Annotated in this window: 16 protein-coding genes; 11 read left to right on the top strand and 5 right to left on the bottom strand. The window is 42.2% G+C overall.

From position 1 onward, the window contains the following. Nucleotides 1–28 precede the first annotated feature (28 nt). From panB to K9M52_RS15420, 4 genes are read left to right on the top strand one after another with little or no spacing between them, the layout of a single operon-like run. Nucleotides 29–847, top strand: a complete 819-nt coding sequence (gene panB / locus K9M52_RS15435) for a 3-methyl-2-oxobutanoate hydroxymethyltransferase (protein WP_224069329.1) — start codon at nucleotides 29–31, stop codon at nucleotides 845–847. Nucleotides 848–888: 41 nt separating this feature from the next. After that, nucleotides 889–1,953 carry a sensor histidine kinase gene (locus K9M52_RS15430; protein WP_224069328.1) on the top strand — a complete coding sequence of 355 codons (1,065 nt, stop codon included), beginning with the start codon at nucleotides 889–891 and terminating at the stop codon, nucleotides 1,951–1,953. A 55-nt stretch (nucleotides 1,954–2,008) separates the two neighbouring features. After that, a complete protein-coding gene (locus tag K9M52_RS15425; RefSeq protein ID WP_224069327.1) occupies nucleotides 2,009–2,725 on the top strand; it encodes a LytR/AlgR family response regulator transcription factor in 717 nt (238 codons plus the stop codon). Between the two features lie 51 nt (nucleotides 2,726–2,776). Then, nucleotides 2,777–3,583 carry a Rossmann-like and DUF2520 domain-containing protein gene (locus K9M52_RS15420; RefSeq protein ID WP_224069326.1) on the top strand — a complete coding sequence of 269 codons (807 nt, stop codon included), beginning with the start codon at nucleotides 2,777–2,779 and terminating at the stop codon, nucleotides 3,581–3,583. A 27-nt stretch (nucleotides 3,584–3,610) separates the two neighbouring features. On the opposite strand, the gene K9M52_RS15415 is transcribed toward K9M52_RS15420, so the two are convergent. Continuing rightward, entirely contained in the window at nucleotides 3,611–4,843 is a 1,233-nt protein-coding gene (locus K9M52_RS15415) for an MFS transporter (RefSeq protein ID WP_224069325.1), read from the bottom strand. Between the two features lie 34 nt (nucleotides 4,844–4,877). Continuing rightward, nucleotides 4,878–5,324, bottom strand: coding sequence for a MarR family winged helix-turn-helix transcriptional regulator (locus tag K9M52_RS15410; protein WP_224069324.1), 447 nt, complete (start codon nucleotides 5,322–5,324; stop codon nucleotides 4,878–4,880). Nucleotides 5,325–5,684: 360 nt separating this feature from the next. Here K9M52_RS15410 and K9M52_RS15405 point away from each other — a divergent pair, with 360 nt between their 5' ends. Next, the gene (locus tag K9M52_RS15405; RefSeq protein WP_224069323.1) at nucleotides 5,685–6,305 is read left to right on the top strand and encodes a hypothetical protein; all 621 of its coding nucleotides are present in this window, start codon (nucleotides 5,685–5,687) and stop codon (nucleotides 6,303–6,305) included. Nucleotides 6,306–6,461: 156 nt separating this feature from the next. Beyond that, on the top strand, nucleotides 6,462–8,396 hold the full coding sequence (gene thrS / locus K9M52_RS15400; RefSeq protein ID WP_224069322.1) for a threonine--tRNA ligase: 1,935 nt from the start codon (nucleotides 6,462–6,464) through the stop codon (nucleotides 8,394–8,396). 104 nt (nucleotides 8,397–8,500) lie between these two features. On the opposite strand, the gene K9M52_RS15395 is transcribed toward thrS, so the two are convergent. The 3 genes from K9M52_RS15395 to K9M52_RS15385 all read right to left on the bottom strand — a co-directional run bounded on the left by K9M52_RS15395 (nucleotide 8,501) and on the right by K9M52_RS15385 (nucleotide 14,500). After that, entirely contained in the window at nucleotides 8,501–10,699 is a 2,199-nt protein-coding gene (locus K9M52_RS15395; RefSeq protein WP_224069321.1) for a DUF4954 family protein, read from the bottom strand. 173 nt (nucleotides 10,700–10,872) lie between these two features. After that, the gene (gene glmS, locus K9M52_RS15390) at nucleotides 10,873–12,708 is read right to left on the bottom strand and encodes a glutamine--fructose-6-phosphate transaminase (isomerizing) (protein ID WP_224069320.1); all 1,836 of its coding nucleotides are present in this window, start codon (nucleotides 12,706–12,708) and stop codon (nucleotides 10,873–10,875) included. 217 nt (nucleotides 12,709–12,925) lie between these two features. After that, nucleotides 12,926–14,500, bottom strand: coding sequence for a carboxylesterase/lipase family protein (locus K9M52_RS15385; RefSeq protein WP_224069319.1), 1,575 nt, complete (start codon nucleotides 14,498–14,500; stop codon nucleotides 12,926–12,928). 252 nt (nucleotides 14,501–14,752) lie between these two features. Between K9M52_RS15385 and K9M52_RS15380 the strand changes: the two genes are divergently transcribed. The 5 genes from K9M52_RS15380 (at nucleotide 14,753) to K9M52_RS15360 (ending at nucleotide 23,767) form a co-directional block, all read left to right on the top strand. Continuing rightward, complete coding sequence (locus tag K9M52_RS15380) at nucleotides 14,753–16,618, top strand: MutS-related protein (protein ID WP_224069318.1); 1,866 nt, start codon at nucleotides 14,753–14,755, stop codon at nucleotides 16,616–16,618. A 472-nt stretch (nucleotides 16,619–17,090) separates the two neighbouring features. Continuing rightward, nucleotides 17,091–17,855: a dienelactone hydrolase family protein gene (locus K9M52_RS15375; protein ID WP_224069317.1), complete on the top strand. Its 765-nt coding sequence runs from the start codon at nucleotides 17,091–17,093 to the stop codon at nucleotides 17,853–17,855. A gap of 252 nt (nucleotides 17,856–18,107) precedes the next feature. Next, nucleotides 18,108–18,998, top strand: coding sequence for an SDR family oxidoreductase (locus tag K9M52_RS15370; protein WP_224069316.1), 891 nt, complete (start codon nucleotides 18,108–18,110; stop codon nucleotides 18,996–18,998). A gap of 153 nt (nucleotides 18,999–19,151) precedes the next feature. Further along, on the top strand, nucleotides 19,152–19,976 hold the full coding sequence (locus K9M52_RS15365; RefSeq protein ID WP_224069315.1) for a helix-turn-helix domain-containing protein: 825 nt from the start codon (nucleotides 19,152–19,154) through the stop codon (nucleotides 19,974–19,976). 605 nt (nucleotides 19,977–20,581) lie between these two features. Then, on the top strand, nucleotides 20,582–23,767 hold the full coding sequence (locus K9M52_RS15360) for a SusC/RagA family TonB-linked outer membrane protein (protein WP_224069314.1): 3,186 nt from the start codon (nucleotides 20,582–20,584) through the stop codon (nucleotides 23,765–23,767). Nucleotides 23,768–23,770 lie beyond the last annotated feature (3 nt).

Below are 23,770 nucleotides of genomic sequence, written 5' to 3'. Positions count from 1 at the left end.
ATTCATTTATTCATCACAAATCAATGATATGTCAGCAGCAACCCAGGAAATTAAAAGAGTGACCACACATACCCTGCAAAAGCTAAAAGCAGCAGGAGAGAAGATTTCCATGGTCACAGCCTATGATTATTCCTTTGCCCGGCTTTTTGACGAAGCGGGTATGGAAGTTATCCTGGTAGGCGACAGCGCCAGCAATGTGATGGCCGGTCATGAGACCACCCTTCCCATTACCCTGGATCAGATGATCTATCATGCCAGTTCAGTTGTTCGCGGTGTAAAAAGAGCGTTGGTGGTGGTGGATCTGCCCTTTGGTGCCTACCAGTCGAATCCGGAAATTGCGCTGGCATCGGCTGTTCGGATGATGAAAGAGTCCGGCGCCCACGGGATTAAGCTGGAAGGTGGTGTCGAAATAGTAGATAGCCTCAAAAAAATCGTGAGCGCCGGTATTCCGGTAATGGGACACCTGGGACTAACACCGCAAAGCATTTATAAGTTTGGCACTTATACCGTAAGAGCAAAACAAGACGGCGAAGCAGAAAAATTAAAAACAGATGCGCTGGCACTAGAACAGGCAGGCGCATTTGCCACAGTACTCGAAAAAATCCCGGCAAGGCTGGCTACTGAAGTGTCCGGGTCACTGACGATCCCTACCATCGGTATCGGTGCCGGTAGCGGCTGCGATGGTCAGGTACTTGTGATGCATGATATGCTGGGAATCAACCAGGATTTTCATCCCCGTTTTGTCCGAAAATACCTGGATCTCCAAACACAGGTAACAGATGCGGTTCAAAACTACATTAAAGATATAAAATCCGGCAGTTTCCCCAGCCAGGAAGAGTCATACTAATTCAATTTTAAACCTTTGGTTCCCGTTCAAATCCATACCCTATGGAAACCGGAAAAAATAGAATATTACAGTCTGTTCTCACCCTAGTATTTTGGGCCTGCTTCTTAATGTTGCCCTTTTTATTCTTCCCTTTTGACCGAGACAAGTCTGCCTTTCAGAGTACGAGGTTTGTCGAATTATATATCTTCTCTATATTATACCTTGTCGCTTTTTATTATGTCAATTCGGGTTGGCTGATCCCGAGACTATTGGGTAAACGGAAGCTCCTGCTATATTTCTTATTGATTTTGCTGGCATTCCTAGTGTATCTGTCTTTTTACTACCTGATCTGGTCAAATTCAACAGAAACCATTGCCTATTTTAATCGCCGGCATGGCAGACCCCGCGGTTGGAGGTGGTATTACTTTTTCCGGCTAGGTCCAATCGTACTTTTCCTGTTGGCCTTCACATTCAGCAGCGTCTCTAAATTGATGGCCCGGTGGTTATATGCAGAAAAGATCAAAGAAGAAGTCTCCAAGCAGCAATTACAAACTGAACTCTCTTTGTTACGTTCGCAGGTAAATCCGCATTTCCTGTTCAACACACTCAACAGCATCTATGCACTGACGGTGAGTGGCAACGAGAAAGCCTCTGATGCCGTCATGAAATTGTCTGGTATTATGCGCTATACGCTGGAAGAATCCCAGAGTGAGTATGTCCCGTTACAAAACGAAGTCAATTTCATCAACAATTACCTGGAACTTCAGCGCATCCGGTCAACGGACAAGGTACAGATAGTATTTAAAGTGGATACAGTAGGAGAGCAGGTAAGGATCGCCCCCTTGCTACTCATTCCTTTTATAGAGAACGCCTTTAAATTTGGCGTGAGTGCCAGACAAAATACCCAAATTGAAGTAGGTATAAGGGTGAGAGGCAATACACTCGTTTTTACCTGCGTCAACGACCTGTTGCCTAAGGTAAATGCTCCTGAAGGTACGGGTACTGGCATTGTTAATGTCCGTAGAAGACTGGATCTGCTCTATAAAAAGAATTATCAACTGCAGATCACGACCACCGATCATAAATACAGAGTTCATCTGGAACTGGATATCATTGCACAGGCATAGTGCTATTTTGGATAGAAAAGACCCAATAAATGCTGAACATTCAAAAAATTATATCATGAGCATCATTATACATGCCATCGCAATAGATGACGAGCCATTAGCATTACAGCTGTTAGAGCAGTACGCTAAAAAATTGGACTGGCTGGAAATTGATGCGACATTTTCAGATGCGATGGAGGCCAGAGAGTATTTGGAAAATAATAGCATCGATCTGCTTTTTTTGGACATCCAGATGCCGGATATCAATGGCGTAAATTTCTATAAAGAGCTTCCGTTAAAACCAGAGGTAATCTTCACGACTGCTTATAGCCATTATGCAGTGGAAGGTTTTAATCTAAATGCAGTAGACTATCTGGTAAAACCATATGAATTCAGCCGTTTCCAGGCGGCAGCAGAAAAGGCCAGGGAGTTAATTGGGTTCAGGCAGACCAAGGAAGCGGAAGAAGGTTTTTTGCTCGTAAAATACAATTATCAATGGCTGAAGATCGGCTATAAAGATATCGACTATATCGAGGCATTGGATGACTATATTAAAATCAATGTTAAACCAAAGCCCTACCTTGTGCATATGAGTATGAAGGTTGTGACCGAAAAATTACCGCCGGAAAAATTTATGCGGGTACACCGATCCTATATTGTAAGCATTGAAAAAGTGACCAGTTGGAATAAAAATACGATTACTATCGGCGATAAGACAATACCCGTATCGATCACCTACCAAAAACAAGTTCAGGAGACGCTGAATAAATTGATGGAAGAAAGTGGTGGATAAAATTCGTCGTATCTTTACGTTTTAGATCAATTCACTCATTCTCAAGATACAATGAAAGCTGCAAAAGTAATCATCATCGGCTCAGGAGGGGTTGCCACTAATATTGGAAGGCTATTCCGTAGCAAAGGTATTATTATTTCTCAGGTACTGGGCAGATCAAAGGCCTCCACAAAAGATCTGGCCGAAGAGTTACTTTGCCCCTATACCTTAGCCCCCGAAGAGTTAAGCCAGGATGCTGACTTATATATTATTTCCATACAGGATCGGGAAATTTCAAAGCTGTTACTCAAACTCAAAATCCCCGACAGCGCTATGATTGTACATACAGCAGGCGGGGTCTCCATTGACATATTTAAAGACAAATTCAACCGTTACGGTATATTATATCCTTTGCAGAGTCTTAGAAAAGAAACGTCTGTCGTGCCTGAGATTCCCTTTTATCTGGATAGCAATACAACAGATGCTAAATTGTTTTTAGAAAATATATGCACCGGGGCTGGTCTAAGTTTCAGATGGGCAAATGATACACAGCGTATGCAGTTACATGTAGCCGCAGTTTTCTGCAGCAATTTTCCGAACTACTTTTATATGCTTGCCGAGAACTTTTGCCGCGAGCGCAAGCTGGACTTCTCAAGCCTGCTCCCTGTCATCGAAGAAACTGCCTGTAGGCTGGCAAGAGAAGGCCTTAGTCCACTCACACTACAGACAGGGCCCGCCATCAGAAAAGATATACCTACAGTTGAAAAACATCTGAATCTACTGAATGGAGACCTCGAAGCCTACAGTACCTATCAATACATGACAGATCAAATTATGACCAGCCGCCTGTTCGACAAACAGAGATCCCGCGACATATAAAAACTGCCCGTGCACTTACAGTAGGGTTTAATGCACAGCCGAATAGGTGATATTATTATCTTGCCGGCTTCTGTATTTGAAGTAAACAAAAACCATCGTACTTACAACGCCTAATATCCCGGCCACACATACAGTTACTTTAGGTCCAAAGCTGGAAGACAGTATACCAATCAACAGGCTACCGACTGGTATGATACCCTGATAGCCCATAATAAAATAACTGATAACCCTTCCACGCATTTCATCGCTGACATGGGTTTGCAAGTATGTATTAATTGCAGCTGTCTGCGTCATCATGCCCATTCCGGTGACCATAGTAAATGTGAGTGCCAGCATCAAATCAAAACTGACGGATAATAATAATACCCCCAGAGAAAAAATAAGGCTGGCGTAAATAACAATAGAGATAATGTTCCTATTCGGCTTAATGCCGGCGAAATAAACTGTACCCAGTAAGGCGCCAATACCCGCGGCACTTTCAAACCAACTGAAGGTTCCGGCATTTCCGTTAAAAACATCTTTAGCAAATACGGGCAACAATGTGCTGAATGGAATAACAAAAAGGCTATAACCCGCCATCAAAAGAATCAGCGAAGACAAATCAGGAGCCTGTTTAAGATAACGAAGCCCTTCTTTCAGCGTTCGCCAGATCCTGACCTCTTGCTTTTTGGATGGCGGAAGATTCAGCTTCATTTTTAAAAGTGAGTAAATAACAAAGGAATAGCTTATGAAGTTGATCAGAAAACAAGATGTCTCTCCCAGCGTACTTAACAAAATGCCCCCTAATGCAGGTCCCAGAATCCGGGTCAGATTGGCCATGGAAGAATTAATGGCTATCGCGTTGGGCAGATCCTCTTTATTATTGATCATATTGACCAAGAGAGATTGTCTGGCAGTTGTATCAAAAGCATTAATCAAGCCTTGCATTAAACTTAAAGCAAGTATAATGGCTATGCTGTCAAGCTTAAAATAAATCACCAAAGTGAACAGACCAGCCTGTATCATTAACAGGATCTGGGTAATCAAAAGAATGTTGTAACGATTGTGCCTGTCTGCATAACTGCCCGCATATGGGGAGAGGATTAAGGACGGTATCAGATTGGCGAACATGGTTAACCCCAGAAAAAATGCAGAATGTGTCAATTGATAGACAATCCAGCTGACGGCAACTTTCTGCATCCATGTACCCAGCATAGAAACCGATTGCCCACTAACAAAGTACCTGAAATTTTTAGACGAAAGAGAGCGAAGAACTTGCATAAAACGGTTTAAAACGCCATTATAATAATCTGCATTAATTGTCGGCCAGCCGGCCTAGAATCTCTACAGCTTCTTTGATTGTATTTTTTTCTTTTTGACTTAACTGCTGACTAACAGCACCGGAAAGCCATTTACTACGAGATACCCGGATGTCCAGAAGTTCCTGCTGCCCTTTTTTGGTAAGAGAAAGATAAACTTTTCTTTTGTCTGCCCCGTCCGGATGTTTGTCCATTATACCTTGCTCATATAGACGGCTCACAATTTGAGAAACTCCCTGAGCCGAAATATGATGGGCATCGGCAAGCTCTGACGGCAACATTTGTCCATTGCTATCTAAAAGAGCCATGGTGGCCTGTTCTGTTGTCGAAAAAGGCTGCTTCCCTGACTGCTTTCTTAATTTTCGTAACAATTTACCGAGTACATTATACAGTCCTACGGATAATTTAAAATCAGCGTCATTGAGGTTGATTGCAGGATCCATTATATTAATAGTAAATTTTATTTATTAATTAACTTTGTAAAGTTACTTAACTATAATAGGTCCGACAAATCTATTTTTACCTAAATACCGGGGGCAGAGAGATTATAACATTTCATATACAATAGCAAGATCCACCAGATACAGTCCGTTGGATCGCTTATTAACCGTGGAACAATTGGTCATATTGCATATTCCACTTCAAATGACCTTATTAAACAAAAAATGTCACGCTGATAACGTCTATAGAGCGATTCCGTACTATATCCCTTATTTTTGACGTACTTTTGCGTGACGGTTCCGTTTTCACGTATCGCAAATATGCGGACCAATGGGCCTCAAATCACCGAAAAAACCAATATCATGCTAAAAAAAGGAGTTTTCATCGTTCTGGCATTGGTTGTATGCTTTGCTGCATATATCTTCTATGCAAAAAGCACAAACAAAGATGTGGAAAAAGACAAAGAGATTCCGCTGAAGATCAGTAAGAATACAGATAAACTTAACCTAAGCCTGGATGCTATGTTAGATGCCTATTATACATTGCATGATGGCCTGGTACGTTGGGCCCCTGCAGATTCCATTGGCCAGATGGCAGATTCCCTTAGTAAATTGGCGGCGGCCGTTCCCTATACAGAACTCAAAGCTGATTCCCTGTTGATACAAACAGCGCAGAGCTATGGCAAATCCATACAGGATGGCTGTACCAGCATTATTAAGGATACGGCGATATCAGGGCAAAGGCGAGATTTCTACACGACAACCGAGGCACTATATAACCTGCTCAGAACGGTCCAATACGACCGAAAAACCATTTATCATATAAAGTGCCCCATGGCATTCAATGGAGACGAAGAAGGGTTCTGGTTGAGTGATTCCTCCAAAATCATCAATCCTTACTTCGGCACCAAAGATCCCACCTACCACAGCGGTATGCTCCATTGCGGCTCTGTGGAAGATTCCATTTCATTCGCCCGTTTATAGAAGAGCGGTCATGGTTGCAGTTTTCAGTTAATTATATCGGGCCGGTTCGCTTGGATTTCACGGCATAGTTGTATTTTTGAACACTTTTTAAAAACAGATACATAACTGGTCCAGCCATTAAAACTGGCACGTTATGGGTATTATATTCTATTGATTATGATTCATATTACTTTTCCTGATGGTGCTGTACGTGAATATGAGAGCGGCATTTCAGGATTGGATATCGCAAAATCCATCAGCGAGGGGCTGATGCGTAAAGTACTGGCAGTTGAGCTGGATGGCAAAGTTGTAGATGCTTTTGGCCCGATAACCCAGGATAGCCATATCAAGTTCTTGACTTGGGAAGATAAAGGTGGTAAATCCACATTCTGGCACTCTTCCGCTCACTTGATGGCAGAGGCGCTCCAGGACATTTATCCTGATACCAAATTCGCCATCGGACCGCCCATTGAAAATGGTTTTTACTATGATATTGACCTTGGTGATCAGAAAATTACCGATTCGGACCTGGAAGCCATCGAGAAAAAAATGAAAGAACATGCCTCCAGGAAGGAACGCTTTAGCCGAAAGGCGGTTCCCAAGGCAGACGCTATCGCTTATTTTACCGAAAAGCAAGATCCTTATAAACTCGAACTTATTGAGGGGCTGGAAGATGGAAACATTACTTTTTATACCCAAGGAGACTTTACGGACCTTTGTCGTGGCCCGCACATCCCTAATACCGGCTTCATCAAGGCCATCAAACTAACCAATATTGCCGGAGCGTATTGGAGGGGAGATGAAAAAAATAAAATGCTGACCAGGATCTATGGCATTACATTCCCTGCTAAAAAAGATCTCGATGATTATCTAACCTTTCTGGAAGAAGCAAAAAAACGTGACCATCGTAAATTAGGTAAAGAACTGGAGCTTTTTGCTTTCTCGGAAAAAGTGGGAGCGGGCCTGCCACTATGGCTGCCCAATGGGGCTATGCTCCGGGAAAGATTGCAGCAGTTTCTGCAGAAAGCACAAATTGAGAGTGGTTATTTACCGGTTATCACACCTCATATCGGTAATATCAACCTATATAAAACATCTGGTCATTACGAGAAATATGGTAAAGATAGCTTTCAGCCCATCAAGACTCCTCATGAGGGAGAAGAATTCCTGTTAAAGCCGATGAACTGTCCGCACCACTGTGAAATCTATAAAACCTCTCCTAAATCTTATAAAGATCTTCCCGTGCGTTTTGCGGAGTTTGGCACTGTTTACAGGTATGAACAGGCAGGAGAACTGCACGGCCTGACCCGTGTACGCGGCTTTACCCAAGATGACGCGCATCTATTTTGCCGTCCGGATCAGGTGAAAGATGAATTTAAAAAGGTCATTGACCTTGTATTATATGTGTTTAATTCTCTTGGTTTTAAAGAGTATACCGCTCAGGTCTCATTAAGAGATCAGCAAGACCGCAGTAAATATATAGGCAGCGAAACCAACTGGGATATTGCTGAGGAAGCGATCAAAGAAGCAGCCGCAGAAAAAGGCCTGCCTACTATTGTGGAATACGGAGAAGCGGCTTTCTACGGCCCCAAACTGGACTTCATGGTCAAAGATGCGCTGGGTAGAAGCTGGCAACTGGGGACCATTCAGGTAGACTATAATCTTCCCGAACGCTTTGAACTGGAATACATTGACAGCGATAATACCCGCAAGAGGCCGGTCATGATTCATAGGGCACCATTTGGCTCCATGGAAAGGTTTGTAGCCGTTTTACTTGAAAACTGTGCCGGTAAACTGCCATTATGGTTGGTACCGACACAAGTAAAGATATTACCTATCTCTGATAAGTATAATGACTATGCCTATGAAGTGGAAAAAACCTTAAAAGCCAGAAATGTCCGTGCTAGTGTCGACGAGCGAAGTGAAAAGATAGGACGTAAGATCCGTGACACGGAGCTGGCGAAGATTCCATATATGCTGATTGTAGGAGAGAAGGAAATGGAAAGCCAAACTGTAGGAGTCCGTAAACAATCCGCCGGTGAATTAGGCAGTCAGGATTTGGAAACCTTTATTCAACTTATTGAAAAAGAAGTAAATGACAAGATAAGCTAATATTTTTCTTTAGCCGGATAAGATTCTCCTTTAAAATGGCGGCGCAACAGGGTCAAAATTGTTGCGTCGCCATTTTATTTTGTTATAGATACCAAAGTATTCTTTTAGCCAATAAACCTACTTAACTGTTCAGTCAGCTGTTTAAGCGCTTTTTTTTGATCTTTAATAAATCCGTTATCAGACAGCTTGCCAACGACCGCTTCCATCTCTTCCTGATTACTATACATCATTTTCCGATAGGCGTTAGAGTAATCTTTCTTCCTGGAAGTCACGATTTGATCGACCATCCACTTTTGGATCTCTAGATAATCTGTAGCCAATTCCTGTAATTTCTCTCTGGATAAAGTCCGCAGAGAGATTCCTAAGGACTCAGTAAGGGCAGCTAACGCGTCTATTCTTTTTTGTTCGGGATATTTTTCGCCCTGAGCAGTATAGAAATCATGTAGCTCATCCCATGTATGAATCTTGCCATTGCGAACCCGGTCTTTCAGACTTTCTACATTCTTTTCAGGAATCAACTGCCCGCCGACATTCAGCCAAATCTGTCTTTTAGGAGCAGAAGGCAAATCTGTCAGTAATGCTTTCAGGTTTTTTGCAGTAGCCAATCGATCTTCGGAAAATAAATGACGGTAGCCATACAGGCGAACCATTTTCTGATAGCACTCATAAGCACCACGTACTTTGATAATTTCCACATTTCTTTTTGCGTTCTCAATGCCATCAGCTAAAATGGTCAGGGATTCTATATGAAAAACCCGATCATTTAATAGCTCTTTTCCTTTTAAGATCAAAGCTTCTTCGTCGGGTTCTGTGGTTCCTTCCGCCTTATAATAAGCGCGGCCGGTATATTTTTCCAGCAGTCTGATTGCTTCCAGAATCTCTCCGACGGTATCCGGTGCCAGAAAATCGAATTCTAAATATTGGGGCTTTTGTTTACGCTGATCCCTGTCACCATATTTCCATGCATTTCTTTTGAGTGCATACATGTTATACATAAACCAATAACCCGGCATAATGATCAAAGAATTGGTAATAGGATGTATGCTGATCAATGAGAAGGGTAGTGGTATATTCAATTCATAATTATAATCTCCTTTTGCCAACATGGTAAAACTGGCAAACTTACAGTTATGCTTGAGCGAAACACATAAAGCCGGCCAGAATCCTCTACCGGCCACGATCTCTCCATCTGCGCCTCTGGAATTATGATTTGACCCGATGGTGGCTCCGGCAGGAATATTGCTTTGCCCCATTATAGTCGAAGCACATAGAAATGAGTTATTATGATGCTGTTCATGCCCAGGAAAGATCAGAGAGTTCAGCACTTCGCAACAAGAAATCGTCGCATTACTGCCCATATAGGAGTTGATCAGACGGGCGCCATATTTGAGTTGAGTGTGGGAAGCCGTGACAAAGCGTACGGCTTTGACGCCGTAGAAAATGCGGCTACCAAACCCCACACTACCATTGACCAGCTCGCAGCCTTCTCCAATTTGTGTACGCCCTTCTTCTCCGGAATTAATGGTCAGATTCTTTAATTTATTAGCACCCTTTATATACGCATCTGAACCTATCCAGACATCTTTAATAATATTAGAGTTCTTAATGACCGTGCGGTCACCAATCTTACCATAGAACCCCCTTGCCGTTTTAAATTCCGTTTCCGTTAATTGTTTAAAGCGTTCCAGCAACTGATCATCATCACGGTATTTGCTCCAGAGCCATGCATCACCCGGCAGCATCCCGTTAAAAGGCAATATCTTCCTTCCACCATTTTCATTACAGATCTCCAGCCAGATCCGGACAGACTCCTGCTCGCCTTCCTTAATAATCCCATTACCGAACTTACAGATATCTGTGGTTTGAATCTCATTAATATTGGTGAGGATCACTTCCTGGCCAATAATATAATGCGAAAGGTAATGTACGTTGTTAATGACGCTGTTATCGCCTATATCACTGCTGATAATCGTTGAATCATAAAGCCCGACAGCTACTTTAAGATCACTGAAACTCAAGAAAAAAGGCTCTAGTTTACCGATCCGGACCAATCCGTAGAACTTACAGTTTTTAACCAATTCCGGATTAAAATGATCAGACACCAGGATGTTATTCCAGTTATCACTGGTGTTTCTGTTTCTAACGAGGACTTCTATTTCAAAGGCAGATAGCTGCCTGTATTTAGTACCGTTCCGGTTTTGGAGATTACGCAGGTAATATTCATCCTTCCCTTTTGGCAGATACTGCTTTTTTATAAAATTATAACCCAGAGAGTCCAGGGGCAATTTGGTAATATTGTTCATTCGATAGGTATTTGTATTAACAGAACAGCATCCGCCTGTCAGCGGCTCATATGGAATCTGAACTTCTGACAAAAACGTGCTACTGTTAATATAATTTTTAGAATACTGTTAGATATCACTTCCACTTGCTGCCAGTATTTTTGTGTCTATGTTTCGATGCCATATTATTCATGCTATTCTACAGTAACGGACTTAGCCAGATTCCTCGGCATATCCACATTGCACCCCCTTGCGATACCGATATGATAGGAGAGTAACTGTAAAGGAACGACATTTAAGATCGGCGCGATAATCTCATCTGCCTCAGGAATCATGATCACACTATCAGCGATGGCAGGCGTGACATCATCACCTTCATTGATGACGGCAATGACCTGTCCTTTTCTGGCTTTGATCTCCTGCATATTACTAATGATCTTTTCGTGGTAGATATCCTTTGTGGCCACGAAGATGACCGGCAGCTTGTCATCAACCAATGCAATCGGGCCGTGCTTCATTTCCGCAGCAGGATAACCTTCTGCATGGATATAAGAAATCTCTTTTAATTTGAGCGCCCCTTCCAGGGCGATCGGGAAATTATAACCTCTTCCCAAAAACAGCGCATCCGAGGCGTCCTTCAATGTCTCGGCTATCGCTTTAATAGCGTCATTTTGCTCCAGGATCTTCTCTACCTTGCCTGGCACAAGGGCCAATTCAGCGCAAAGCTCACGGTAGCGCTCTTCCGAAATGGTATTCTTGTGATGGGCGATTTTAAAGGCCACCAGCATGAGGGCTGCCAGCTGTCCGGTAAATGCTTTCGTACTCGCCACTCCGATTTCCGGACCTGAATGGGTATAAGCACCTGTCTGTGAAATACGGGCAATAGAAGAACCAACCACATTGACAATACCCATAATAATTGCCCCCTGTTCTTTAGCTTTTTCAATAGCTACAATAGTATCAGCGGTCTCACCACTCTGGGAGATGGCAATGATCATGTCCCCTTTGTGAACGATTGGGTTTCTATATCTAAACTCCGATGCGTATTCCACTTCAACCGGTATGCGGCAAGTCTCTTCAATAATATATTCAGCGACCAGTCCGGCATGCCAGCTCGTACCACAGGCAATAATAATAATACGGTTCGCTTTAGAAATCTCATCCAGATAGTTTTCAATGCCACTTACCTGGATGGTCCCCTTTTCTGCATTGAGCCGCCCTCTTAAACAATCCAAAATAGTTTTGGGCTGTTCAAAGATCTCTTTAAGCATGAAGTGATCATAGCCTCCTTTTTCAATGGTGTCCAGCTCCAAATCGAGTTTTGTTATAAATGGCGTCTGTTTCTCGTTACCCAGATTTTTCAAAATCAGCTCATCGGGCTTTACAATAGCAATCTCATAGTCATTAACATACACGACCTCCTTGGTATATTCCACAATAGGGGTAGCATCGGACGCCAGAAAGTGTTCATTTTTACCGATACCGATTACCAGCGGACTTCCTTTTCTGGCAGCGATAATTGTGTCAGGGTTACTGGTTTCAATCAGCAGGATGCAATAAGCGCCCACAACTCTTTTCAGAGCAATACGAAGCGCCTCTTCCAGATTCCCTCCATTGTTCTTATAGATATCTTCAATAAAATTGAGCAGCACTTCTGTATCCGTATCGCTATTAAACCGGTAACCTTTTTGTAACAGGTCTGCTTTCAGAGAAGCATAGTTTTCGATGATACCGTTATGGATCATGGCAATTTCGCCACTGCCTGAGAGATGGGGATGTGCATTAGCATCACTGGGTTCTCCATGGGTCGCCCACCTGGTATGGCCAATGGCAGTATTGCCTTCCAGAGATTTGCCAATAGTATAATTTTCCAGATCGGCTACTTTGCCTTGCTTCTTATACAGTTTAATACCTCCGTTCAGCAACGCAATACCTGCACTGTCATAACCTCGATACTCGAGACGCTTCAGTCCTTTAATCACGACGGGATAGGCTTGCCTTGAACCCACATATCCTACAATTCCACACATAAAAATATCTTTTAGTTGTTTAATGGACTGCAAATGTAACTGAAATCAATCGTTTGCGTAAAAAAATCCGGGTTAAATATCAATGATTTTCAAATAAGATTTTTTCTATATTTGGACAGGGCAAAACAAGATTATTCCGAGCAAAATTTTGCTCAGTTATTATAATTCATAGAAAAACAGCTGGTTGAGGATGGATGACAAATGTCTTCTACGGGTGCTAATTCAACAAAAAACAGGCAGAAGGTTGATGGGGATTGTTAAAAAATTTCTTAATTTTTTGTAAATGAAAATGTTTTTTGAGTATCATAACGTTTTGTCTTTTAGATGTATAGGGACCCCAATTAATATTATTTACAATTCCAGGCCGCCCGTTACGAATGAATTGAACCCAATATCTATGCAAATCACGGCCAAAATCCCGTTCATCAGCGGTGTATCTTATCTGTGCAGGGGCATACCAGACATACCGGAGCTCTGAACCGTGATTGGCTGGAGGAAATTGATATCTATAGACCCAGGTGGATCTGCCAGCTGCAGCCAGCTCTTTTGCCAGCCGGTTGGTATGCATTTGGTACATATAAGCTGAAAGGACGTTGGCAGCTGCAACAGTGTCTTTGCTTTTCCCGAAATGTTTAAGTGCCCTTGTGTAATCGGCCAGGCAATATGGATAATTACTGCCAAACCAATCTGAAATTACGGTAGAATCCGGGTGATATAACCTTTTATCCATATCCATAAAGATCCTGCTTTCGTTTTCATTGGCTCCGACAAGGTAATGAACTATATTACGGCCTTGTTTAGCCACTGAGGCATAAGGGCTATCATTTAATATGATACCGTCCATAACAGGTCCGAAATAATTAGTGCCTTTTGCGCCTCCGAGTACTTCAGTCTGCGCGTTGATTAGCTTCTCGGTCGGCAGGCCCAGTAGATCCCGGGGATCTTTTATATTTAATTTCTCCATAACTCTTTGCCGAATCGCTTTGGCAGTAACTGTATCCCTGATACATTGAAAGCCGCCGCTCTCCAGGATCATTCCGGAATAAAGGCCCTTGGCTCCGGAAGCAACGATGAGTGCACTGGACAATTTCGCACCGGCAGATTCTCCCATGACAGTTACCCGGTTAGAATCTCCGCCAAAGTGAGCGATATTTACTTTTACCCATTTTAGCGCCTGTATCAGATCTAAAAGGCCATTATTCCCAGATGTTTTGTATACAGATCCCAGGTCACCTAGATACATAAACCCGAACACCCCCAGCCGGTAATTTATGGTTACCGTAACAATCGAATCTCTGTCTGCAAAAGCATGGCCGTTTGCTCCATTGCCTGAGCCCGCAACCATTGATCCTCCATGCACCCACACCAATACTGGCATATTGGCTTTTTGTGAAAGGGTAGGCGTATAGACATTTAAATACAAACCATCCTCGCTTCCCACAACGGGATGTTCCTTTGAACCCGCCTGAGCAGAAGCAGAACCAAAGGCCTGACAATTCAAGGTATCTACCCAGTCTTTGTGTCGTACAGGCGCCATAAACCTCGAGGCACCTGTTCTGGGTGCTGCATAGGGGATGCCCTTAAAGACAAAGCTATTTTGCTCACGGACACCTTTGATGAAGCCATTGTTGATTTTAGTGACAGGCATAACGCCTGAAACCTTACTGGAAGACACCTGTGCCTTTGCTGTCCAAGACACCCCTGAAATCAGAAGTATTATAGAACACAATTGTGTTTGGAAGGCCTTTTTACTCAGGAATAGATAGATAGTCGATGTCAACGATTTAGTCATGGAGCAGAATTTTATTTTGCTGAGGCAGCTCAGAAGCTAGATATTAAATAATAACAGATCAGTATACAGCTCTAAGATATAAAACAAAGAGAAATATGAGCCACCATTAACAAGCTGATGTATTTGTAATATCCATTGCCCGGTGACGGGAAGCCAGTCAATTTCATCCGAGAATCCATGTTATTTGGGAAGGATTCACTTTCTTTGTATAGCATACAGACATTATATTTCAAATTATCACGCTAACGCAACATGGCAACCATTGATTCTACAAAAGCCTTATCGTCCCAAACCTCTGCCATAGCCTCATCGGCTACTGAACCCGCCTCATTCTATGAAGCACAGTTAGCAGAGAGTACGATAATGCTTACAAGCCTGCAGCAAAACATCAAAACGATTGCTTTATACAGGTTGCTGGCGGGTATATCGATTATTCTGACTATTTATCAGCTTTTTAGAACTTATGGATCAAATATATGGTGGCTGGCTTTGTGTATACTTATCATAATTTTTATTTTTTTGTTACGCAGATCCGGGGATTTACAGGAAGCAGAGGCTTATCAAACCAGGCGAAAACAGATCAATGAGCGGGAGTTGGCTGGTCTCGACGGCCAGTTCGGCGCATTCGACGGGGGCGAAGGAATCGTTGGCCCTGAACACCCTTATGCATTTGACCTCGACCTATTTGGAGAGAACTCATTGTTTCAGCGGATCAACCGATCTGTTACCAATAAGGGGAAAATTTTATTGGGCAGGTTCCTTTCTGAATCTGAACAGGACAGCCTGGTCATTCGTGAGCGTCAGTCGATGGTAGCTGCCCTAGAAAAAGAGCCTGAATGGTGCCAGCAGTTTTTGATCACCGGTTCACTTAATGAAGAAGGTCCGGCAGACCGAAGCAGTATTGAAGAATGGTTAAAGCTAGCACCGGACTTATACCCAAGCAAAACATGGAAATATATGCTGACGACCCTCCCGGCAGTAACCGTCGCCGGTTGGTTGCTTTTCATGTTTGGCCCTTTACCGGCGTGGCCTGCCATAGTTCTTTCTTTAATTCAGCTGGGCATTACAGGTAATAAAGCAAAAATGATCAATGAAAGTCACCAGCTTATCAGCAAAAGAGCTGGAACATTAAAAAAATACCATAATCTAGTGCACCTATTTGCGGGCCGGACTTTTGGGGAAGCAGGTCTAAACAAATTGCATACATCGATAAACAGGCAAGAGCAAAGTAAAGGCAGCTTTAGAAAATTTATTAAACTGATCGCAGCCCTGGACAACCGGCTCAATATTATTATGAATATTGTCTTAAACGGGCTCTTACTCTGGGACCTTAATTGCCTGTACCGGATCGAACATTGGAAAAATATATTTAAAGAACAATTTCCGCTATGGATTTCTGTAAGCAGTGAACTCGACAGTCTGATCAGCCTGGCCTTTTTTAATTTTAATCACCCAGGCAATACTACGCCGACAATCTTGGACAAATCCGGTAAACAGGATTTTATGCTGGACATTCAGTCAGGCAGGCATCCTTTGCTATATCCCGAGCCATCCATTCCCAATGACCTACACCAACCGGCAAACCTTAATCTGTATTTAATCACCGGTGCCAATATGGCCGGCAAGAGTACCTTCCTTAGGATGGTGGGCCTTAATATGGTTTTAGCCATGGCTGGTGCAAATGTGGCAGCCGAGGCCATGACACTGACACCGGTTGCTTTATATACCAGTATGCGAACCAACGACTCGTTGTTTACACATACTTCCTTCTTCTATGCGGAGCTCAAGAAATTGCAATCGATCATGGAACAGATCAAATCTGAAAGGCCGGTTTATATTATGCTTGATGAAATCCTTAAAGGTACCAACTCGAGGGATCAGCATCTGGGATCTGCTGCCCTGATTAAAAACATTATCCGATATAAGGGTAGGGGGCTTATTGCTACCCACGATATTGAACTGACTGATCTGGTCAATTCCTATCAGGATAATATCAAAAATATTGCCTTTGAGATAGATATGGAAGGGGATAAAATGATATTCAGCTACCAATACCGAGATGGGGTTTGTCAAAATATGAATGCCTCTACACTGATGAAGCAAATGGGAATTATATAAAATAATAATCAATAATACGGTAATTGATTAAGCGGCCAATGAGTCGTTATGTAAGCACTGAAACTTTTAGTAAGCTAAAAAAGCGAAACAGGTACAAATCCTCATAAACATCCCCGTTGGATTAGATATTAACGATTGTATGCCACATATTTTAATGCCTTTAAATGCATCTTCAAAGCAGCACAGACTTAAGCAGCATGTAATATTCTAAAAGTTCGTCTATATAGTTCGAGGGCCATATGGCGTTTTTATCTGGCGCTAGCAGGCGTTCGCTTGAACAGCTACAAAAATACACCTACCTTTATCATACAGCAAATAATAGAAAGCGTAACTTTATTTTAGGCGCTCCTACTTTTGAATTTTAAATAAACAATGAGCAAGCGCAAAGAAAAAAGCTTCGAAGATACCTGCAGGTCATATACAAAAAAATCATTCATTACATTACGGCACTTACGCAACTTAAAAATAAGATATGTCAACAAAACATAAAATCATTAACGAAAAAATTGCCATTCAGGTATCAGGAGGCCCCTCAGTTATGAACGGCTATCTTGCCCGGCCAGCAACTGACGGAACATTTCCCGGCGTAATAATTGGAATGGAGATATTTGGTGTAAACGATCATATCAAAGATATTACCAATAGAGTCGCAGAACTTGGTTATGTAGCGATTGCTGTAGACTTTTATCATCGGACAGAACCTAACTTGGAACTTTCCTATGATACTGCGGGACGGAATAAAGGAATGGAATTGATGGGGCAGCTTTCCCGTGAAGAAGTATTGGAAGATGTGGAAGCAACAATGGCTTTTCTAACATCCACCGAGAACATTTCTGGTAAAATTGGATTTATTGGGTTTAGCATTGGTGGACATATTGCCTATCTGGCGGCGACACAGTTAGAAATTGCAGTTACAATTTGCTTTTACGCCGGATGGATAGTGAACCCTGACATCAAACTTAGTCAACCCGAGCCGACGGTCAAGCTTACGTCAGGCATCGCAAAACACGGAGGGCAGCTCGTTTATTTTGTTGGGGGGCAAGATAGTCTGATAACCAAAGAGCAGTTAGACTTAATGTCAACGGCATTGAAATCGGCAGAGGTCAGGTACGAATTGACAATTTACCCAGAAGCAATGCACGGATTCTTTTGCGACCAACGGCCGTTAACTTTTAGCAACACAGCAAGTGACGATGCTTGGAAAAAAATACAAAAGATATTATCAGATGGATTATGACAATGCTCCTATCTGCGTCATTGCGCTTTATAAAAAAGAGGAGTGACCTTCTGCTATCGGCATAAAACCCCTATGCTGTCTTTGTAGTTAATTTGATTTCATGTCCCTGGATTTCAAGATAAGCATCCTTAGCCTTAGGTACAAAATTGTGGAGTGGCGCAGCATGAGCCATTCAACAAAGTACAATTGAGCTAATAAACAAACCCCAAAAATGATAATAAACAGAACTTTGCTATTCAAAATAAGAAAAACATGAAAAGTAAAGTATGGTTTATTACCGGCAGCTCACAAGGTCTGGGCAAAAGCCTGGCTAAAACGATCCTGGCACAAGGAGACAAAGTCATTGCTACAGCGAGAAACATAAATGACCTAAATGATTTGGATCAGTACCCCAAAGAAAACATTCTAAAATTAACGTTGAATGTAAGGGACCAAAAACAAATATACCAGGCCATTAACGATAGTATCAGTCATTTTGGTCGTATTGATGTCCTGGTCAATAATGCAGGGTTTGGCATTACCGGCGCTGCAGAAAGCTTTTCAGATGAACAGGTCATTGACCAGTTGGAAACGAATCTGTATGCACCGATTGAATTGTCCAGGGCCGTTATTCCGCACATGCGTCATCAGGGTTCAGGACATATTTTGCAAATTAGTTCAATTGGTGGGAGAGTGGCCAGTACCGGACTGTCTATCTATCAGGCAGCCAAATTTGGCCTGAGTGGATTTAGCGAAGCACTTCAAAGGGAATTAGCACCTTTAGGTATTACAGTAATTGCCGTTGAACCAGGTGGCATAAAAACGCAGTGGTCAGGCAATTCAATGGGGTACGCCGACAGCCCGGATATATATGAAGATATACAAACACGTGTGTCAACTTATAAAAGAGGGCAGTTTGTTCCTGTAGGTGACCCGGATAAAATGGCAAAAGTAATAATTGATCTAATTGATCATCCCAAACCGCCTGTTCATCTCGTTCTGGGCAGTGACGCCGTTGGCGTTTTACAAAATGGGATGTCAATGAGAGAAGCAGAGCTTAAAGAGTGGCTTTCTGTTAGTGTTTCTACTGATACTGAAACGCAGACAGATGTTAATTTTATAGATATCCAGGCATTGCCAACACAACAAGTTTCAGAAATATAGAAAAAAACAAACATCTTCCATTAATTGTGGTAATTTTACGAACAATTAGCCATTATATTTAAGTTTAGCCTATATCCACCGTAGGATCTTCTGGAAACGCCATTTTAAAGAAGGTAAGCTTCTGAAAGAAAGTCCTGAATTAAAAGATTGATAATGAAAGCGCAACAAGCACATAATAAACCGTCCGTTCATTACTCCTGCCATTTTGAGACGAAAAGAGAAGGAGAACAGTTCACAGCACAACATGTTTTAAGTTTCCAGATGTCAGGCACCTTAAAGTTAAACGATGGAGACAAGGAATATATATTCAGAGAAGGAGAGTTCCGATTCTCAAAAAGAAACCGTCTTGTTAAGTTTGAAAAAACACCGGATATTGATCGCCCATTTCGCTGTGTATCCCTGCCGTTAGATCAGGAACTATTGCGCAAAATAAGCGTCCATAAAAACATATCATATTCCAGTTGTGAAAAGGGAGATGCCGTTATAAAACTAGATAGTCACCCTTTGCTGGAAAGCTTTTTTACTTCTTTAATGCAGTATGAAAATAACAAGGAGGCGTTAAACGACAGCCTTGTTTTTATAAAAATGAAAGAAGCCATCATGTTACTGCTGGAGTTAGTGCCTTCGTTAAAATCAACCTTATTCGATTTCTCCGAACCTGGCAAGATCGACCTGGAGGAATTTATGAATCGGCACTATCATTTTAATGTCAACATGAGCCGTTTTGCCTATCTCTCCGGCAGGAGCCTGGCAACATTCAAAAGAGATTTTCAGAAAGTCTTTCAGTCCACACCCAGTAGATGGCTTTTAGGCAAAAGATTATCTGAAGCACATTACCTTTTAAAGGAAAAAGGCAGGGCTCCGACAGACGTATACTTAGAGTTAGGCTTTGAAAACCTGTCTCATTTTTCTTTTGCCTTTAAAAAAATGTATGGTGTACCGCCATCACAGATCAGAACAGCAGCTATATCGGCATAATGGGAAAGACTCTGCCTGACGACTTTAATAGGCATGCATTTATAAAATCACGAGGGGAAAATAAAACGTTTCCCCTTTCTTATTTAAAATAGTATCTACCACACAGAGCCTTCTTCATAAGTTTGGCCGGATAATATTTATAGTTATTGAATATCAATCAATTCGGTATCAGAGTAAGGACCCTGGTACATATAGATTCGGCCTGCCTCTGCTATCCAGTTGTTCTGCCAGCAATACTTTGTAATGAGTATAATATGCCGCTATAATAATTCAGGCCTTTGTAGGGCCATATCCAAAGCGACTTAAAACGGCATTAATAACCGGTAAAAAAAATAAAAATATTCATTAACAATTTTTATCAGTTATGAAAAATTTATCGTAATTCTGTAATACGAAAGTAGGCCTATTGTTACTAGGCTTACTTACGATTAGCCTTTGGAATAAGAAGAAGAACCTATAAACATTAGAAACCTCGACCGACAACAATGTATCGGTTCCTTGCGCTACTTGTAATATGGATGTTGATCAGATTGCAGGATTTATATAATGAATATCCCTGTACAATAATGCGCTCATCAATAAATAACCCCGTATAATTCCCCTTTATGCAAAAAAGAAGTTTTTTTTATCGGTTAGGCGTTGGGCTCACTTTCCTTAGTATCTGTTTTACCAACGCCATGTTTGCCCAACAATTAGAGAAGATTACCGGCAAGGTGCAAGACAGCATAGGCGCTCCGCTGGTAGGTGTCACCGTGAAAATTGCCAATACAAAACAGGCAACGCTAACCGGCAATTCGGGAACGTTTTCCCTCGAAGCCCACATAGGTGATGTTCTTCAATTCACTCATGTAGGTTATACATCTGCACAGTTAACGGTAGGGAGCGAGCGGCAGTTAACGGTTATAATGCAAGCGGCCACAGACAACAGCCTTAAAGATGTTGTGGTCACGGCAATGGATATTAAAAGAAGCTCCAGAGAACTGGGGTATTCAGTTCAGACAATAAAAGGTGACGATATCCAGCAGACACAACGAGAGAACTTTGTCAATGCCTTACAAGGGCGTGCTGCTGGTGTTACCATCAACCCAACCAGCGGCCAGGCAGGGGCTTCTTCCCAAATCGTTCTCAGAGGGTTCAACTCGGCGTCACTCAATAACCAGCCATTATTTGTTATTGACGGTATCATTGTTGACAATACAACCTTCAATGAGACTTCCAATGGCGGAGCAGGTATTGGCCTTGCCGATGACCGGCCAAACCGGACTAGCGACTACAGCAATAGAATTTCAGATATTAACCCTAATGATATCGCTTCTATCACAATACTAAAGGGACCGGAGGCAACCGCATTATATGGCAGTCAGGCAAGCTCAGGTGCTATTATCATTACCACTAAAAAGCCAGAAATGAACGGTCGTATTAATGTTAGTTATGACAATAGCTTCCGTTTTAATAAGATCACGAGATTTCCGGAGATCCTGGATACCTATTCCCAAGGAAAAGATGGGAAAGCGACAAACAATCCCGCCGAAGCTTTCCTATATTTTGGGCCGGAATATCCATCAGGGACCAAACGATACGATAATATTTCTGATTTTTTCAGGACCGGTTTCGCTAATACACAAAATATAGCAGCCGACATGGGTACAAAAAATGTCGGCTTCCGGTTAACGGGTTCCTATTTTAACAATAGCGGCGTAATTCCCAATAATAATTACAGACGGTATAATTTTAAGTTGTCCAATAATACAAAATTATGGGATGGGAAAATTGTCATCACTCCAACCATTAGCTATATCAATTCTGAAAACATCAAACCTACAAGAGGCGCCGGAGGGTATGTGCTGGATCTGTATGCATGGCCCACAATCGACAATGCCGCCAATTATCTGGATGCCGATGGCAACAAACGATTGCTTTATGCAGATGATTACAATTCTGAAGTACTGGATAACCCTTTCTTTAGCGCCCATAGAAACTACGGTCAGGATAAAACTTCCAGATGGATTGCAACATTAGGTGTTGACGTAAAACCGGTAGATTGGCTGACGATTGCAGGAAGATTTGGCTATGACACTTATGATCAGAATGGCTACATTTTGACCGATCCGCAGTCCAGTACACTCAAATCTGCCACTCGGGGATTCCTAAGTAATTACTATCTCAACTATAAAGGCTATAATCATACCATCACCGCGACCGCCACAAAGAAAGTGGGTAAATTTGGGTTAAGAGGTATGATTGGGACAATGTGGCAGGATTACAAAACAGAGGAATACGCCGTAGCAGGGTCTCAATTAAAGGACGCCGACAATCCCAGATCCCATAGTACTGACAGCAGTAATATTGGCGTGGTAGAGTCACGACTGGCAAGAAACAAAGTGGGGCAGCCCAATGAAAGTATCACGCGGCAACTGGCTTATTTTGGCGAAGCGGCCGTTAGCTATAACAATGTATTGTTTTTATCCTACACCCACCGTTTTGAGCAGGCGTCCGTATTTGCACCGGACAAGAGAAGCTATAATTATCCAGGTATCAGCTTTAGTGCCATCCTCAGCGATATCATTCCCGGCTTCAAAGGAGACTTCCTTAATTACCTGAAATTACGAGCTTCCAGAGCGCAAACTGCCCGACTGATGCCGCCTTATCTAAATCAGGCCGTTTTTGTGGATAATTACGCGAGTTCAAATATTCCTGCATATTCCTATTCTTACTATAATAATAACCCCAATCTGGTACCTGAACAGCAAAAAACGTACGAAATAGGCCTTGAGACCCGGTTGTTAAACAACAAAATTTCTTTGGAAGCGGCCTATTACAACACACATAATATTGACCAGATAAGTGTAGGTTACAGGGCCAGTTATGGCACCGGCTTCATATTAAACACGCAAAATGCAACAGAATCACGTAACCAGGGTATCGAACTGACGATGTCCGTCAATCCCATCAATAAAAAAGACTTCGCCTGGGACATCGAATTTAACTTCAATCATATGTGGAGCAATGTTATCGATATACCGGCATCTATTGCCGAAAAAAATGACTATTATATCTCCGACACATGGATATACCTTAATACTAGAGGAGGCTTCGTAAGGAATTATCCCACCACGGAGCTAACAGGGTATTCTTTTGAAAGGAATAATAAAGGGCAAATACTAATCAATCCTGAAAATGGGATGCCGGTGGTCAACACAAGCTTCAGACCAATAGGCGACAGGAATCCAGATTTTACCTTGGGGACAAACAACAGCTTCCGTTATAAAAACTGGCATCTTAGTTTCCTCTGGGATTTACGGGTAGGGGGCGATATTTATAATGCTACCGAACAATACCTGACCTATATGGGCAAAAGTGCGCTTACCAAGAACAGAATGACTCCCACTATTATCGAAGGTGTATTACAGGATGGTAAGGAGAACTCCGCAAGTCCAACAAAAAATACTATTTCTTTTGTGCCCAATGATGTAGCCAGTACTTACTACACTGAAACTAAAGGTTTTCCAGACGAAGTTTTTATTCAAAAAGATGTCAATGCGCTCAGATTAAGAGATATTACCCTGAGCTACCAATTACCTGAACAACTTATTCAGAAATGGAAGATGTTCAGATCACTGAGTATATTTTTTACGGGTAATGATCTGGTATTATTTACGAATTATAGAGGGGCAGATCCCAATGTAAGCGGTAATACAGCAGGCACCGTTGGAGTAGGGGGGTTCGGAATGGATTACGGCAATGTGGCAGCCCCCGTTTCGTACAATTTTGGGATCAAAGCCAACTTTTAAATC

The sequence above is a fragment of the Arachidicoccus terrestris genome, from assembly GCF_020042345.1.
Lineage (GTDB): Bacteria > Bacteroidota > Bacteroidia > Chitinophagales > Chitinophagaceae > Arachidicoccus > Arachidicoccus terrestris.
The sequence above is the reverse complement of the archived record's forward strand: the minus strand, read 5'-3'. Positions and strand labels throughout refer to the sequence as shown.

What these genes read in the sequence shown, in the direction of transcription:
- K9M52_RS15370 (WP_224069316.1), top strand. Translation starts at nt 18,108, where the DNA reads ATGAAAAGTAAAGTATGGTTTATTACCGGCAGCTCACAAGGTCTGGGC.
- K9M52_RS15365 (WP_224069315.1), top strand. Translation starts at nt 19,152, where the DNA reads ATGAAAGCGCAACAAGCACATAATAAACCGTCCGTTCATTACTCCTGC.
- K9M52_RS15385 (WP_224069319.1), bottom strand. Translation starts at nt 14,500, where the DNA reads ATGACTAAATCGTTGACATCGACTATCTATCTATTCCTGAGTAAAAAG.
- K9M52_RS15420 (WP_224069326.1), top strand. Translation starts at nt 2,777, where the DNA reads ATGAAAGCTGCAAAAGTAATCATCATCGGCTCAGGAGGGGTTGCCACT.
- K9M52_RS15360 (WP_224069314.1), top strand. Translation starts at nt 20,582, where the DNA reads ATGCAAAAAAGAAGTTTTTTTTATCGGTTAGGCGTTGGGCTCACTTTC.
- glmS (WP_224069320.1), bottom strand. Translation starts at nt 12,708, where the DNA reads ATGTGTGGAATTGTAGGATATGTGGGTTCAAGGCAAGCCTATCCCGTC.
- panB (WP_224069329.1), top strand. Translation starts at nt 29, where the DNA reads ATGTCAGCAGCAACCCAGGAAATTAAAAGAGTGACCACACATACCCTG.
- K9M52_RS15410 (WP_224069324.1), bottom strand. Translation starts at nt 5,324, where the DNA reads ATGGATCCTGCAATCAACCTCAATGACGCTGATTTTAAATTATCCGTA.
- K9M52_RS15415 (WP_224069325.1), bottom strand. Translation starts at nt 4,843, where the DNA reads ATGCAAGTTCTTCGCTCTCTTTCGTCTAAAAATTTCAGGTACTTTGTT.
- K9M52_RS15430 (WP_224069328.1), top strand. Translation starts at nt 889, where the DNA reads ATGGAAACCGGAAAAAATAGAATATTACAGTCTGTTCTCACCCTAGTA.
- K9M52_RS15380 (WP_224069318.1), top strand. Translation starts at nt 14,753, where the DNA reads ATGGCAACCATTGATTCTACAAAAGCCTTATCGTCCCAAACCTCTGCC.
- K9M52_RS15425 (WP_224069327.1), top strand. Translation starts at nt 2,009, where the DNA reads ATGAGCATCATTATACATGCCATCGCAATAGATGACGAGCCATTAGCA.
- thrS (WP_224069322.1), top strand. Translation starts at nt 6,462, where the DNA reads ATGATTCATATTACTTTTCCTGATGGTGCTGTACGTGAATATGAGAGC.
- K9M52_RS15395 (WP_224069321.1), bottom strand. Translation starts at nt 10,699, where the DNA reads ATGAACAATATTACCAAATTGCCCCTGGACTCTCTGGGTTATAATTTT.
- K9M52_RS15375 (WP_224069317.1), top strand. Translation starts at nt 17,091, where the DNA reads ATGTCAACAAAACATAAAATCATTAACGAAAAAATTGCCATTCAGGTA.
- K9M52_RS15405 (WP_224069323.1), top strand. Translation starts at nt 5,685, where the DNA reads ATGCTAAAAAAAGGAGTTTTCATCGTTCTGGCATTGGTTGTATGCTTT.